This window comes from Nocardia sp. NPDC047654 (genome assembly GCF_043205035.1).
Taxonomy (GTDB): Bacteria; Actinomycetota; Actinomycetes; order Mycobacteriales; family Mycobacteriaceae; genus Nocardia.
The window spans coordinates 50,724-64,842 of the sequence record NZ_JBIDDF010000014.1 but is presented as its reverse complement, the minus strand read 5'-3'; the positions used below and the strand labels follow the sequence as shown (position 1 = coordinate 64,842).

At 68.8% G+C, this 14,119-nt stretch carries 14 protein-coding genes; 8 read left to right on the top strand and 6 right to left on the bottom strand.

The annotated features are described in order from the left end of the window. Positions 1–69 precede the first annotated feature (69 nt). The 4 genes from ACGF7Y_RS27895 to ACGF7Y_RS27880 all read right to left on the bottom strand — a co-directional run bounded on the left by ACGF7Y_RS27895 (position 70) and on the right by ACGF7Y_RS27880 (position 2,168). Positions 70–297 (bottom strand): hypothetical protein, encoded by a 228-nt coding sequence (locus ACGF7Y_RS27895; RefSeq protein WP_040866587.1) that lies wholly within the window; start codon positions 295–297, stop codon positions 70–72. A gap of 297 nt (positions 298–594) precedes the next feature. Then, a complete protein-coding gene (locus tag ACGF7Y_RS27890; RefSeq protein ID WP_040866588.1) occupies positions 595–897 on the bottom strand; it encodes a putative quinol monooxygenase in 303 nt (100 codons plus the stop codon). Positions 898–961: 64 nt separating this feature from the next. Continuing rightward, entirely contained in the window at positions 962–1,621 is a 660-nt protein-coding gene (locus ACGF7Y_RS27885) for an SDR family oxidoreductase (RefSeq protein WP_393238594.1), read from the bottom strand. Positions 1,622–1,655: 34 nt separating this feature from the next. After that, a complete protein-coding gene (locus ACGF7Y_RS27880) occupies positions 1,656–2,168 on the bottom strand; it encodes a DUF2599 domain-containing protein (protein ID WP_393238591.1) in 513 nt (170 codons plus the stop codon). 165 nt (positions 2,169–2,333) lie between these two features. Here ACGF7Y_RS27880 and ACGF7Y_RS27875 point away from each other — a divergent pair, with 165 nt between their 5' ends. Then, on the top strand, positions 2,334–3,443 hold the full coding sequence (locus ACGF7Y_RS27875; protein ID WP_393238903.1) for a lipase family protein: 1,110 nt from the start codon (positions 2,334–2,336) through the stop codon (positions 3,441–3,443). A gap of 10 nt (positions 3,444–3,453) precedes the next feature. On the opposite strand, the gene ACGF7Y_RS27870 is transcribed toward ACGF7Y_RS27875, so the two are convergent. Then, positions 3,454–3,696, bottom strand: a complete 243-nt coding sequence (locus tag ACGF7Y_RS27870; protein ID WP_393238588.1) for a hypothetical protein — start codon at positions 3,694–3,696, stop codon at positions 3,454–3,456. 344 nt (positions 3,697–4,040) lie between these two features. Here ACGF7Y_RS27870 and ACGF7Y_RS27865 point away from each other — a divergent pair, with 344 nt between their 5' ends. The 7 genes from ACGF7Y_RS27865 to ACGF7Y_RS27835 all read left to right on the top strand — a co-directional run bounded on the left by ACGF7Y_RS27865 (position 4,041) and on the right by ACGF7Y_RS27835 (position 11,861). Continuing rightward, positions 4,041–5,216: a lipase family protein gene (locus ACGF7Y_RS27865; protein ID WP_357121387.1), complete on the top strand. Its 1,176-nt coding sequence runs from the start codon at positions 4,041–4,043 to the stop codon at positions 5,214–5,216. Between the two features lie 234 nt (positions 5,217–5,450). Continuing rightward, positions 5,451–6,824, top strand: coding sequence for a lipase family protein (locus tag ACGF7Y_RS27860; RefSeq protein ID WP_393238584.1), 1,374 nt, complete (start codon positions 5,451–5,453; stop codon positions 6,822–6,824). A gap of 177 nt (positions 6,825–7,001) precedes the next feature. Next, positions 7,002–8,066, top strand: a complete 1,065-nt coding sequence (locus ACGF7Y_RS27855; RefSeq protein ID WP_393238581.1) for a fused (3R)-hydroxyacyl-ACP dehydratase subunits HadA/HadB — start codon at positions 7,002–7,004, stop codon at positions 8,064–8,066. Between the two features lie 393 nt (positions 8,067–8,459). Next, entirely contained in the window at positions 8,460–9,404 is a 945-nt protein-coding gene (locus ACGF7Y_RS27850) for a helix-turn-helix domain-containing protein (RefSeq protein WP_393238578.1), read from the top strand. Positions 9,405–9,504: 100 nt separating this feature from the next. After that, positions 9,505–10,452 carry a helix-turn-helix domain-containing protein gene (locus ACGF7Y_RS27845; RefSeq protein ID WP_393238576.1) on the top strand — a complete coding sequence of 316 codons (948 nt, stop codon included), beginning with the start codon at positions 9,505–9,507 and terminating at the stop codon, positions 10,450–10,452. A 186-nt stretch (positions 10,453–10,638) separates the two neighbouring features. Then, positions 10,639–11,298, top strand: a complete 660-nt coding sequence (locus tag ACGF7Y_RS27840; protein ID WP_393238573.1) for a TetR/AcrR family transcriptional regulator — start codon at positions 10,639–10,641, stop codon at positions 11,296–11,298. Further along, the gene (locus tag ACGF7Y_RS27835; RefSeq protein ID WP_393238570.1) at positions 11,280–11,861 is read left to right on the top strand and encodes a hypothetical protein; all 582 of its coding nucleotides are present in this window, start codon (positions 11,280–11,282) and stop codon (positions 11,859–11,861) included. Before ACGF7Y_RS27840 ends, ACGF7Y_RS27835 begins: the two co-directional genes overlap by 19 nt. A gap of 217 nt (positions 11,862–12,078) precedes the next feature. Here the strand turns inward: ACGF7Y_RS27835 and ACGF7Y_RS27830 are convergent, their stop codons facing one another. Next, positions 12,079–13,629: an acyl-CoA carboxylase subunit beta gene (locus ACGF7Y_RS27830; RefSeq protein ID WP_393238568.1), complete on the bottom strand. Its 1,551-nt coding sequence runs from the start codon at positions 13,627–13,629 to the stop codon at positions 12,079–12,081. Between the last annotated feature and the right edge of the window lie 490 nt (positions 13,630–14,119).

The following is a 14,119-nucleotide window of genomic DNA, read 5'->3' as shown; positions in this document are numbered from 1 at the left end:
CGCGACAAAAAGTGCTCGTGGCACAAGGCATTCAGCTATCCGCCGGTGCTCGGACGGCGGGGCTCGGACCTACTGCCTGATGAAGCTGGAGGCAATTCGCCAGAATGTCGCGGGTTGCAATGTCTCGAGATCCCAATCGTCGGCCATCGCGTGCGCGGTGGTGACGATCCGGTCGATATCGAAATCGTGCCGAGTTGCCGCCCCGGTGGATTCGACGGCATCGATGACGTATGCCACGGCGGTTTCTCGGGAAAATGCGGTATTGCTGTGGCCGCTGCGGGCCGTCGATGTGCTCATATGTCTACCGTTCGCTGGCTGGTCGGCCAGTGCGGTGTCGGTTGATCCGAACCGACCGCCGGTAAGTGGTAGTTCCATTCGAACGCCCCTGCTTGTCCGGCGGCGGCAAACCCACGGCGGCTTCGGCCTTCGGCTCGCCCACGCGGCCTTCCCTGGTGGTCCCCTGTAAAGCGTTGCGGGACCGAGTTTATGCCGCTGTACCTTTCAGATGCAAGCACATCTGCACGATCGATTGCACGTGCGCAGTGCGTATTTCGAGGCCGGAAGTTTGCGGATGTGGTGCCCGGCGCCGGAATTTCAGTCGCGGGCGAATAGGACGTCCGTGCTGTAATCGATCTGTGTACCCGGCTCGACGAATTGGTCGGCGGCGGCCCGCCAGGCCAGAAAATGTTCGGTGAAGCGGTGCGCTTCCGCCGCCTCGTCATCGGTGTAGAGCTGGTAGAGGAAGAATCGGTGCGGATCCACTCGATCAGCGCAGATGTCGAAGCGCAGACAGCCGGGCTCGGTCCGTACGGAGGCTTCGGCGCTGCGGGATATGGCCGCGAGGAACTCGGCGCGAGAGCCGGGGCGGATCTTCATCGAGACGATTCGACTGAACACGGTTGTTCTCCCATCGTGACCGTTGCGGTCGATCGGCAAGGGCGGTGGCGAGCGACACGACGACTCAGTCGGCCAGTTGCGCTATTGCCTGGCTAATCGGATCGCTGCCGGAAACGAGTTCGAGTGTCAGCTCGAAGGTGTGCGCGGCGGGCAGCAGTGCGGCCAGTACGGCCGCGACGTCGGCGCGGGGGACCTCGCTGCGCCCGACCGGGGGAGGGGCCAGAGTCACCAGTCCGGTGCCCGGGGCATCGACCAGGCGGCCGGGGCGCAAGATGGTCCAGTCGAGAGCTCTGCTGCGCAGATCGTTCTCGGCCTCGGTCTTGGCATCTATGTACGCCGCCCACACCTCGTCGGAACCGGGAGCGGGCGACCCGCCCGCGCCCATCGTGGAGATCTGCAGGAAACGGCGCACTCCGGTTCGCTCGGCCGTCTCGGCCAGACGGACGGAGCCGCCCAGGTCGACGGTGTACTTACGTTCGACGCCGCTGCCCTGCCCCGCGCCCGCGGCGAAAATCGCCGCGTCGCAGCCTTCCACCACGTCCGCCAGTTCGTCGGCGGCCGCGTGCTCCAGGTCGCACAGCACCGGCTCGGCGCCGGTGACGCGCACCTCGTCCGCGTGCTCGGGATTGCGGATCAGGGCGGCGACCTCGTGGCCGTTCGCGGTGAGCACGGGGGCCAGCAGCAAGGCGATCTTCCCGTGTCCGCCTGCGATGACGACGCGCATGGATCGCTCCTTCCGGTCGGGGCGGCGCCCGCGCTCAGCGCTCGGGGCCGCCGGGATTGCAGTGCGCTTCGACGGTGGCCGGATAGCCGACCGCCGGGCGCCAAGGTTCCAGGTTCCAGCTCGGCTTGTTCGGCTGGACCAGCCGCGCCCACGCCCAGTGACAGATGAACTGATCGCGCATGCCGGGTGCGTCGGCGTCCGCCGACCGGTCCACGACTTCCTGCCACGCCCGTTCGTCCGAGCCGGGGAAGGTGGTCTGCCGACCGGCCTGCGTGGGGAAGACGAGCAGTCGCGGGCCGTCGATCGTCTCGGTCCAGGTGACGTTGTCGATCAGCGGCTGCCCCGCGTAAGGGTCGACGGACGGTATCGCGGCCTGCGCTGTGGTGATCGGCGACGCCGAGGCGCTGGAGGTGGTCGTGCGGCCGATATCGGCCGACGGCGTGGACGAATCGGCACCGCAGGCGACCACCGAGGCAAGCAGGCCCGTCGCGAGGAGGGCGGCCGCGCGACGCCGGGTGACGAGGCGATGCGGGTACCGCTGCGCCACGGTCGAGCCTCCTGTGTTCTCCTCGGCACCGCTTTCCGGCGTGATCACCCGAGCCTAGCGAGCCGGGGCGGCTCCGGCGAGACTCCCCGGCCGCGCCACCGAATGTGGTGGCTTGCCGGTGCGGCTCCGGCTGGGGATAGTCGGTCGGTGCGGTGTGGACGGATCATGGTGGGGGCGGCGGGCGTCGTGGTCTCGGTGACGGTCGCGTTGGCCGGGCCCGCGGGCGCTCGGGTGGGCGAGGCGCCGGGCACCGTGACGGACCTGGTGGAGCTGGCGGGGCGGCTGCGTGTGGCGGGGGCGACGACCGCCGAGCGGCTGACGTATTGGTCGCGTGGCCCCCGTGGGCCGATGCAGAGCACCGGAGTGCTGTATCTGCCCGAAGGCACTCCGCCGCAGGGCGGTTGGCCGATCATCGCCTACGCGCACGGCACCTCGGGGATCGCCGACGAGTGCGCGTTCACGCTGCGACCCCGGGACTACTACCTCACGTCGGTGTACCCGGACCTGCTGCGCGCGGGATACGCGGTCGTGATCTCCGACTATGTCGGTCTCGGCACCCCCGGCGTGCATCCCTACCTGGACGGTCCGGCCCAGGCTCGCAGCATCATCGACGGCGTACGCGCCGCACGGGCGGTCGCACCCTCGCTCGGCACCCGCTGGGCGGTGTTCGGCCAGTCGCAGGGCGGGCACGCGGCGCTGTTCACCGCCCACCTCGCACCCGCCGACGCGCCCGAACTCGATCTGCGCGGTGCCGCCTCCACCGGGACGCCGTCGAACCTGGACGCGCTGTTCCCGCTGGCCGGGCCGTGGCTGCCGCGACTGCCGCTGCAGAAGACGACGACCTACTTCGGCATGCTGCTGGCCGGATTGCGCGCCAGCGCACCGGAGCTGGACATCGACAGCTACCTGACGCAGGCGGGCCGGGACGTCCTGCGCATCGTGGAGGCGGATTGCGCCGCCGAGGCGGACGCGCAGGTGGCGAGTATCGGCATCGGCGCCATGCTGTCGCGGCCCTTGGACGATCCGGCGTTGCTGGCCGCGGTGCGCGCGATGTTGCGGGTGCCGACGAGCGGCTACTCCGTTCCGCTGTATCTCGGCCAAGGGCTGACCGATCTGGAGGTGCCCGCGCCGTTGACGCTCGAGCTGATCGCGGAGTTGCGCGCCTCCGGCACCGATCTGCGGGTGGGCTGGTACCCCGGCGATCATCTGGGCGCGGCGCGGGAAGCGTTTCCCGACGCGCTCGCGTTCCTGCGCGGCGTGCTCGATCGGCCCTGACCTCGCGTACTCAGCGCCAGAGCGACCGGCACGGTAGCCTGCGCAGGCCGGGACGGACCTGGGCGTCGACGGTGACGGTGAGCCCGGCGTGTGCGGCGGCCGAGGTGAACTCCCACGCCTCGGTCCTGGTCGCGGCGTATTCGAGGACCAGCGCGTCCTCGGGGGTGGAGCCGTCGAAGTAGACGGTGATCCGCCGGGTGGGCGGATCCTGGGTGTCGTCGCGGTCGGCGAGTCTGCGCGCAGTGCCGTCCATGCCACCGTCTCCTTCCTACCGGCTCGGCAGCCGTGCCGGTGGATCTGACGGTAAAGGGCCGCCACTGTTGAGAACATGTTCCAAGTTATCGGCTGGAAATGTCACAGAACGGACGCCGGGCGGTCGGGTACAGTCACCAGCCGGGGCGCGCGACCAACACAGGCCGGGCACCCGAAACTTGTGAATTGTCAACATGATCGCGTCGGGTGGTGCCCAGCGCAGGTGATGTTGCCGAGGATGAGTACAGCGTTGGACGATTCAGGAGGCACACGTCGATGAGTCAGGGCCCACGTTCGTTGGGTGGGGGAGTGGGACGACGGCGTCTCGCACGTGCGATCGGAGCGATGGCCGCGGGCCTGGTGCTGGTCGCGAGCATGGCCGGCGCGGCAACCAGCGCGCCGCTGTACCCCGAACCCGATCCGGATCCCTTCTACGCGACACCCGCGGATATCGCCGACCGCAAGCCGGGTGACGTGATCGCGACCAGGGTGATGCCGCCGCTGGCGATCTTCCCGGAGACCACGGTGACCGTGGTCCGGTTCCGGTCGACGAGTTCGGAGGGTAAACCGATCGCCGCGACCACCACGGTGCTGACGCCCAAGGCGCATCGCACCGACGGGCCGCTGCTGTCGTTCCAGCACATCATCAACGGACTCGGCTCGGAGTGCTCGGTCTCCCGGGTGCTCTACACCGGTGACCCGAACCTCGTCGTGCGGGAAGCGCCGGGCTGGAACGTGCTGCTGGCGCGCGGCTGGAGCGTCGCGCTGCCCGATCACCTCGGCCCGAATTTCGCCTACGGCGCCGCGAAGCTCGGCGGGCAGATCACCCTCGACGGGATACGCGCCGTCAAGCAGGTCGGCGAACTCGGGGTGCAGCGCAGCCCGGTGGCGATGGTCGGGTATTCCGGCGGCGGGATGGCCACCGCGTGGGCGGCCGCCCTGCAACCGAAGTACGCCCCGGAGCTCGACATCGCCGGCGCGGCCATGGGCGGCGTGCCGATGAATCTCGTGAAGATGCTCGAGGGGCTGGGTTTGAACCCGCACCCGGTGTTCGGGCTCGCGTTCGCCGCCGGATTCGGGTTGGAGCGTGAGTATCCGACTCGCTTCCCGCTCAGCGAGCAGTTGAACGAACGGGGGCTTGCCGCCCGCGCGCAGATCGCCAACAGCTGCACCAACGACATCCTCTCGACGGGCGCGGGCCGCGGTGCGCTGGACTTCGCCAAGACGACCTCGATGATCAACGACGACACCGCGCGCGCCGTGGTCGAGGAGAACAGCCTCGAGCTCTACGACGGCGTGCCGAAGATGCCGGTATTCGAATGGCATTCGCCGATCGACGGTCTCATCCCGATCGACGCGGTGGTCAACACCGACAAGCGGTGGTGTGCGGCGGGCGCCAAGGTGCAGGCCGAGCAGATTCCGGTTCCGGACCATCTGACCGCGGCGGTGCTCGGCATTCCCGCGGCTCTGACCTGGCTGGACGCCCGCTTCCGAGGGGAGCCTGCGCCGAGCAATTGCTGAGCGACGATACGCGACCGGCCGAGCCGGGACCCGTTCTCCGGATACGGGTCTCGGCCCGGTTGTTGCGATATGGATACGCGACAGCACAACTCGGACGCTTTAGTGCGTCCAGCCATGGCCGCTGACGTAGCCTGACGTCCTGGCTTCCGGTCTGACAGGGGCCGATTCGGGGGTCGAAGGCCAGTGCGCCCGGGTGCCAGACGACGTTGCCGTTCGCACCCGAAGGCGTGTGCCATGAGAATTTCGCGTGCCATTGCTGTGGCTTTGCTCGCCGCCGGCTCGGCCCTGGCCGTCCCCGCTGCCGCGGAGCCCGTGCCCGCCCCACCGCCCGGCGGGCTCCTGCCCGGGCTGCAACAACTCATCGATCAGGTCATCCCGCCGCCACCGATCGCGCCGCCACCGGAGCCGAGTTGGCCCGCGCACGAAGCGACTACGCTGTCGCCGTCGCTGGCGGCGCTGCGCTCGGCCGCCCTGCCGTCGGCCGTCGGTGATCCGATGTTCGACCTGCGCCCGGCGAATCTCGACGAACTGTCCGAAGGGCAGGTCATCGAAATCCGTGACGTGAGCCCGACCACCGCACCGTTGATGCTGATGCCCATCCAGCGGGCACTCCTGATCAAGTACCGCACGACCGACGCGCACGGCGCGCCGTCGTATGCCACCGCGACGCTGGTCGTTCCCGCCGCACCGTGGCCGGGACCGGGGCAGCGGCCGGTGGTGGTGAACAACCTGCCCATCGACGCCCTCGGCCGTACCTGCACACCCGGATACACCCTCGCGCACGGACTCAACCCGGACACCAGCTTCACCGATTTCCTGCCACCCACGACGCACGTGGCGGCGCTGCGCGGTTACGCCGTGCTGATCCCCGACCACGAGGGCCCGTCGATGGCCTACGCCGAGCCGATCGTGGCCGGGCACGCGGTGCTGGACTCGATCAGGGCGGTGCGCGGTCTGTTGCCGGAGGAGTTCGGCGCCGCGAAGTTCGGGCTCGCGGGGTATTCCGGCGGCGCGATCGCGACACACGGGGCGGTGAAGCTGATCGACGGCTACGCACCGGAATTGGCGGGCGTGATCGTCGGCGCCGCGCTCGGCGGCGTGCCCGCCGACTTCGAGATCCTGGCGCGCAGCATGAACGGCAACCTCGCCTCGGCGGTGTTCATGGGGGCGGTCTTCGGGATCGGCCGCGAGCGGCCGGAGATCCTGGCCGGGATGAACAATCTCGCCCAGTGGGTGGCCACCTCACCGGTGAAGAACATGTGCGGCAGCAGCTACGGTGCGATCGGTGTGCTGATGCTGCCGATCGACATCGCCGCGAACTTCCCCGATCCGCTGCACTCGGTGCTGGCCGCGGACATCTATCGGGTGACGAAGATGGCCGGCATGAGGTCGGCGACTCCGCTGTACGTCTACAACGGCGAGCAGGAGTTCTGGATCCCGGCCGAGGGCGCGCGCAATCTCTACGCGGAGCAGTGCCGCCTGGGGGTGCCTGCGGTGTACCGCAGTGTGCTCGGCGAGCACATCATCGCGGGTGCGCTCGGATATCCGGAAGCCATGGTCTGGCTCGACGACAGGCTGCGGGGAGTCCGGGCGCCCGACGAGTGCTGACCGGTCGAGGGCGCGGTGGGGGCTCCGGTTAACACTGTGGGCCTGGGAGTGCGATCAACACTTGTCCCCTTCGGTTCGTATGCCCAGTTCTGGCTAGAGTGCTGTGCGGTGTCGTCGCCGCTTCGGTACGGTGGGCCGGTCCGGGCGGGGTAACGCCCGAATTCCCGAGAGAGGCACATGAGCGACATCACGACCACCGCGTCCGAGCAGGCCAAGGCACTGGTGGGGCGGCACTACCGCCTGACCGACCCGTACGAGGTGGGTCGGGAGAAGATCCGGGAGTTCGCGCGAGCGCTGCAGGACGGCCATCCGGCGCACCGGCACGAAGACGCCGCCGGGGGACTGGGCTTCGACGGACTCGTCGCGCCGCTGACGTTCTCCTCGATAATCCTCATGCTGATGCAGCGCAAGATGTTCGAGTCCGTGCTCACCGGGTACGACCTCGGCCAAGTGCTGCAGACCGAGCAGTCGATCCGGGTGCACCGGCCGATCGTCGCGGGCGACGAGGTGCGGTGCGACTCCTATATCGAGTCGTTCCGGCAGTTCGGCGACAAGGACTTCATGGTCACCAAGAACGTGCTGAGCAATCAGCACAAGGAGGTGTTGCAGACCGCGCACACCACGGCGGTGGCGCAGACCGGAGTCGAGCTCGCCGCCGATCTGCGCGCGGCGGTCGATGGCGTGATCATGACCGGGCAGTCGGCCGCCGACCGCGCGGACGCGGCGGCCGCGCGCTCGGCCGACGACGACGGCGGGCTGGTCGAGAGCTTCGATGAGCCGGCGCAACCGGACGCGGCCGCCGAGCCGCGCATGCCGCGGACCCTTCCCGCTTTCGAGGACTTGTCCGTCGGCATGGAACTCGCCCCGCGCACGGTGCTGGTGTCCCGTGGCGATCTGGTGAACTACGCCGGTGTGTCGGGCGATTCGAATCCGATCCACTTCAGCGACGAGGTCGCGCGTAGCGCCGGTCTGCCCGACGTGGTATCGCACGGTCTGCTGACGATGGGCCTCGGCGCCGGATATCTCACCTCGTGGCTCGGTGATCCCGCCGCCGTGACGCGATACGGCGTGCGGTTCGCCGGGTTCGCCCCGGTGCCGGCGACCAAGGCCAGTGCGATCGAATTTCACGGCCGGGTCAAGCAATTGGATCCCGATCGCCGCGCGGCCACCATCGCGTTGACGGCGACCTGCGGGGACCGGAAGCTGTTCGGTCGTGCGACGGCGGACGTGCTGTTGCGCTGAACCGTGCGGCAGCTCTGGCCTCCTCGTCCGGAGAGCGTGGGGCCGGTGCCGTCGCTCGGGCGTCCGAACCACACCGTGATCCGGTTCGGGCGTAACCCTGTACGCCGGAATAACTCTCTCGCCCACCGAAGTCCGGTACCTCGCCCGGCCGACGAACCCCGTGACCTCGCGGCCACGGGGTTTCGCGCGTACTGGGAGTAAGTTGGCAGGCGGGTGTGCGAAGTCGGCCTGCATCACAGCGCAGTGTGCGACGTCCGGTGACTGCCACCGGACGCGAGTAGAGTCCCCGCTATCCCGTGCGTGATCTTGCGGATGTGCTTACACCTGCGCATTCGCGTCGTCGGCGAGAACTCGGTGCTGGAATGTGGACAGTGCGCATGCAAGACTGCGTACATGCGTGCTTCGGTAGTGCGGCCTCAAAACGAAACCATCGCTCGGGGAACGGCTCCCGCCGTCGAGGGCGGCCCGACCGCCTTACGGATGATCCTCGGCGGGCGGATGCGGCGGCTGCGGGAGGCATGCGGCATCTCACTCGAGGAAGCGGGCGAGGCGATCCGCGGCTCGCATTCCAAGATCAGCCGGTTGGAATTGGGGCGCACCGGTTTCCGGGAACGGGATCTGGTGGATCTGCTCGCGCTGTACGGCGTCACCGACGAGGAGGAGTGCGCGGAATTCAAGCGGCTGGCGAAGCAGGCGAACACCTCGGGATGGTGGCATCGCGACGCCGACTGGCTGCCGAAGTGGTTCGACACCTACCTCGGGCTGGAACAGGCCGCCCAGCTCATCCGCTGCTATGAGCCGCGGGTCGTCCCGGAGTTGCTGCAGACCCCCGACTACGCTCGCGCACTGTTCGTGCTCGCGCATCCGCACGAGGACGAGGAGTCGATCGAGCGGCGCGTGGCCCTGCGGATGCGCCGCCAGGAGATCCTGACCAGACCCGACCCGCCCCAGCTGTGGCTGATCGTCGAGGAGGCGGCGCTACGGCGCAGGATCGGGGGATCGCAGGTGTGGCTGGCCCAGCTCGAGCACCTGCTGCGCGCCGCGGAGGCGCCGAACATCACGGTGCAGGTGCTCGCCGATCATGTCGGCGGCCCGGCGCTGTCCGACGGCGCGTTCGCCATGCTGCGCTTCGCCGAGGCGGATCTGCCCGACATCGTGTATCTCCAGCAGCTCACCGGCGCGCTGTACCTGGACAAAGACGCCGATCTCGCCGCCTACCGCGCCGTGGCGAATCTGCTGTCGGTGCACGCCGCGCCGCCCGAGTACACCCGCGACCTCATCGCGGCGTTGCGCGAGCGCGAGCCGCGTATCGTCGAGCTGCCGTCCGGCCACGCCTGACCGTCAGCGCGGCGACGAGCCCGGAGGAACCACGAATGCCCAGCGGTACAGGGACTTTCGACCATAGATAACGACTGGGTGAACATGGCAGACTCGGGGCATGCGTCCTTCGAAGGAACGACAGGCGAGCGATGCTCCCGGGCCCGGCGGTCATGCCGCGTCCGGCGGGCCGACGGTCCTACGCATGGTCCTCGGCGGCAGGCTGCGCCGCCTACGCGAGTCCCGGAATATCACCCGCGAGGCGGCCGGTGACGCCATACGCGGGTCGCATTCGAAGATCAGCAGGCTCGAGCTCGGGCGCACCGGCTGCCGGGAACGGGATCTGGTCGACCTGCTCGACCTCTACGGGGTGACCGATCCCGGGGAACGGGAGCGCTACCTGGAGCTGGCCAGGCAGGCCAATGCGTCCGGTTGGTGGGCGCGGGACAACGACTGGCTGCCGAAATGGTTCGACACCTACCTCGGGCTGGAACAGGCGGCGCGCTTGATCCGCAGCTACGAACCGCGAGCGGTCCCGGAACTGCTGCAGACGCCGGAGTACGCCCGCTCGCTGCTCACCCTGTCGCATCCGGGGGAGCCGGAGGATTCGATCGAACGTCGTGTCGCGCTGCGCATGCGCAGGCAGGACATCCTCGCCGGTCCGCACCCGCCCCAGCTGTGGATGATCATCGAGGAGGCCGCGCTGCGCCGCAGGATCGGCGGCTCGACCGTCTGGCGCGCCCAGCTCGACCGCGTGCTGCGCGCGGCCGCTCAGCCGAACATCACCATCCAGATCCTGGCCGACCATGTGGGCGGCCCGGCTCTCACCGACGGCGCGTTCACCATCTTGCGTTTCGCCGAGGCGGATCTGCCCGATATCGTCTACCTTCAGCAGCTGACCAGCGCGCTGTATCTGGACAAGATCGCCGACCTGGATGTGTACTACGCGGCGCTGAACCAACTTTCGCTGCTGGCCCCTTCCCCGCAGCATTCCCGGCAACTGCTCCAGGTCTTGCGCGACGGCGTGCCGCCGACGGTCGACGAACCGGTGGACCACCCGCGAGGGTGACCGGATCGCGCACCGCGGCACGCCGCATTCGCGCGCCGGAGAGAACTCCCTCGCCGCCCCGCGCCCCGTCCGCTCCATCCTGGATTCAGCGCGCCCGAATCGGGCATTTCCTGTGCGAGATGATCCGCATGCCGGGGAAAGGGCCGAATATTGTCCCATTGGGACAATAGGGGGTACGCTGTGTGTATGAGCGACGACGGTGTCGGTCTGGACGGCCGTCGACTGCGCACTATGCGCAGCCGCGAGGCGTTGTCGCGTGCGGCGTTCGACCTGCTCACCGAGCGGGGGCTGGAAGCGGTGGCCGTCGAGGACATCGCGGTGCGGGCCGGTGTCACCCGGCGCACGTTCAGCAGGCATTTCGCCTCCATCGAGGAGGCGATTCTGGGCGATGTCGATCAAGACGTCCACCTGTTCAACGAGGCGTTGCGCCGTCGGCCGCCGGGTGAGCCGCCCCTGACCGCCTACCGCAACGCCGTCCACGACTGGTTCGCCACCGAGTACGGGGGCGCGCGCGCGTCCCTGCTGGTCCGTCGCTGGGCATTGTTCCAGCGCTTCGAGGACGAACCCGAACTGTTCGCCGGCTATCAGCGCATCCGCATCGATGGGCAGCGCGAATCGGTCCGGATCATCGCGGCGCGGCTGGGAGTGGATCCGCTGACGGATCCGCGTCCGGCGGTAGCCGTGGGCGCCGGCGCGGGCATGCTGCTCGCGGCGCTGCAGAGCTGGGCGGCAGGCCCGGATCCGATGGGTCTGCCCGGCCTCGTCGAAGAGTTCTTCGACACCCTCGTCACCCTCACCGCCGAATTCCGTAACGAGGAGTCACCGTCATGTCTACCGGGTCGGTGAACATGTACCACCGCACGTGCCGCCGCGTCGGACTGGATCGAAATCCGCTGCGCCGCAGGGAAGACCGTGTGCAAACCGGGGTCGCGGTCCTGCTGGCCCTGGTGTTCCTGATCGTCGTGCCCGTGCTGGCGGTGACCGTCGGCGGCCGGGTATACCGGGCGGAGACGGCCGCCGTGCAGGCCGAGACGGCGCGGTTGCATCAGGTCGATGCCACGGTGATCGAAACCGGGAAGGCGCCGCTGTACGCGCCGGTGGTGCCCGCCCGCGTGTCCTGGAAAGACGCCGACGGCGTGACCCACACCGGCGACTATCAGTCGACCACGGTGGTGGAGCCGGGTTCCGCCGTGCCGATCTGGCTGAACGAGCGCGGTGCGATCGTCGAGCCGCCTTCGTCGTCCCAGCCCGCCAGTAAAGCGGTCATGCTCACCGCGGGTGCGGTACTCGGCGTGTCGATCGTGCTCGCGGGAAGTTACCTGCTGCTGCGCCGTGGACTCGATCGGCGGCGGCTGCGCCGGTGGGAAACCGAATGGGTGGCCGCCGACCTCACCTGGGGGCACGGCTGAGCCTTGGTGCGGCGTGCCCGCCGGGCGAGGGTAGGGAACACGCGCAGCGGGCACGTCGCGTGCCGGGGCGGCAACGCGGCGAACGAAGCTGCCCGGCACTGCCCTGAGATTAAGGCATCGGCGTACCGGGCGGCCCCATTCGGCACGGATCGTCGGAGATCCCATCACGTAGACCCGGTTACGTTGTGACACAACATAACCGGAGCCGAGGGTCGTCTCAGACGGGGAAGAGGCTGTGCTTGCGCGGGTTGGGCTCGGCGCTCGCCTCCTTCTCGCGCAGCAGGCGCAGCGCGCGACGGATCTCCAGTCTGGTCCGCGATGGCTCGATCACCGCATCGATGTAGCCGCGCTCGGCGGCGATCCATGGCGTGGCCACCGTGGCGTTGTACTGCTCGATCATGTAGTCGCGCACCGCCGCGCGTTGCTCAGGGGGCACCTGGGCGATCTGACGCTTGCCCACGATGCTCACCGCGCTCTCGGCGCCCATCACGGCGATGCGCGCCGTCGGCCAGGCCAGGCTGACGTCGGCGCCGAGTTGCTTGCAGCCCATCACGGCGTAGCCGCCACCGTAAGCCTTGCGCACCACGACGGTGACGATCGGGACGGTCGCCTCGATCACCGCGCGGAAGAACCGCCCGCCGCGTTTGATCACCCCGCTGCGCTCCTCCTCCACGCCGGGCAGCACACCGGGGGTGTCCACGACGAAGATCAGCGGCAACCCGAAGACGTTGCACAAGCGGATGAAATGCGTCGCCTTGTCCGAGCATTTGGCATCGATCGCGCCGCCGAGCACCAGGGGCTGGTTCGCGATCACCCCGACGCTGCGCCCGTCCACCCTGGCGAAGCCGGTGATCAGGTTCTGCGCGGTGGCCGTGCTGATCTCGTGGAAGTCACCGTCGTCGAACAGGCGCAGCAAGATCTCGTGCATGTCGTAGCCCTGCCGATCGGAATCGGGAACGATCGAGTCCAGCTCCAGATCGTGCGGCGTGACCTGCGGCTCCAGCCCCGGGTTGACGATCGGGCCGGGCTCCAGGCAACTCGACGGCAGATAGCTCAGATAGGTCCTGGCCCAGTCGAAGGCGTCCCGCTCGGTGGCGGCGACGTGGTGGACGGTGCCGGTCGCGGCCTGCGCCTGCGCGCCGCCCAGCTCCTCCATGGTCACCTCCTCGCCGGTGACCTCCTTGATCACCTCGGGGCCGGTGACGAACATGTACGACTTCTCGGTCGCGATCAGGACGTCGGTGTTCACCGGTGCGTAGACCGACCCCGCCGCGCATTTGCCCAGCATGATCGATACCTGTGGTACGAAGCCCGACAGCCGTTCCTGGCGGCGGCTCATCAGCGCATACCACGCCAGCGAGGTGACCGCGTCCTGGATGCGGGCGCCGCCGGAGTCGTTGATCGCGACGACCGGGCAGGCGTTCGTGGTGGCGAAATCCAGTGCGGCGGCCACTTTGCGGCCGAACATCTCACCCACCGAGCCGCCGAAAACGGTCTGATCGTGCGCGATCACCACGACGGGCCTGCCGTCGATCCGGCCGCGCCCGGTGACCACGCCGTCGCCGTACATGGCGCCGGGGGTGCCCGGCTGGCGCACCAGCGCGCCGATCTCCACGAAACTCCCGGGGTCCAGGAGTGCGCGCACCCGCTCCCGCGCACTGGGGATTCCCTTGCTCTTGCGCTTCGCGATTCCGTTCTCGCCCGCGGGCTCCTCGGCCAGCTCCAGGATCGCCCGCAGCTCGTCCAGCTTCTCTCGCGTACCGCTCATATGTGGTGTAGCCCTTCGAAACTCGTCGCGACGCCGTACGGCAGCGCGGCGCTCGATGCTATCGGCGCCGCGATCCGCTGCACAGCCGTTCGGAAGATCTCATGGAACAGCTCACAGGTTTGCCTTTCGATTCCACGGTTCATAGCACGCGCCGGACCGGTCCGCCGCGACGACACGGACTGTGTGACGTCCCAATCGTGGCCGTGGGCGTCGATGAACCGTCCTGACAGCGTCGAAGGGGACTTCTCAGGCCGGTGCCCGCGGATCTAAGGTGAGCTCGACGCAGCGCCGGAAATGCGCGGACGGCGCTGCGTCACATCCTCCGCAGATCGTTGGGCCGGCGACGGCTCGAGCGCCGGATTCGAAAACCGCGGCGCCGCAGCAGTTCTGTTCGTGCCGGACGTCGTCGGCCTCGATCCGCTCGAAAAAGCTTGTGATCGTGCCCAACCGGTCGGGCGACCACTGATGACTTACCCGATTCGGCGCGACA